Genomic DNA, 332 nt, shown 5'->3' with positions numbered 1-332 from the left:
GACCAACCTGGCACGTGCGCTGCACAAATGCCCGGAGCTGACGCAGCATGCTGCCGAGGTGATTGTGATGGGCGGCGTGGTGCAGGGCTTCGGCAACATTACGCCGACGGCCGAATACAACATGTACGTCGATCCGGAGGCGGCCAAGCTGGTGCTGGCGGCCGGGTTCCCCCGGCTGACGCTGGTCGGGCTGGATGTGACCCGCAAGGCGCTGCTAAGCGCAGATGATATAGCGAGGCTGCAGAATCCGGTGATCCGCGATTATGTGGAGAAGAGTACGGCGGATTACCGTAAGCGTTATTGGGAACGGAACGGTGTGCAGGCCTGTGCGC

1 protein-coding gene is annotated in these 332 nt (G+C 62.3%); it reads left to right on the top strand.

Translation table 11 applies throughout. The features are described from left to right. A partial coding sequence (locus E9549_RS22955; protein ID WP_236828906.1) for a nucleoside hydrolase occupies window positions 1-332 on the top strand: 332 nt, incomplete at both ends.

Origin of the sequence: Blastococcus sp. MG754426 (assembly GCF_021699055.1) — a bacterium.
Classification (GTDB): Bacteria; Actinomycetota; Actinomycetes; order Mycobacteriales; family Geodermatophilaceae; genus Blastococcus.
Note: the sequence above shows the minus strand (reverse complement) of the source record. Positions and strands in the feature narration are given on the sequence as shown.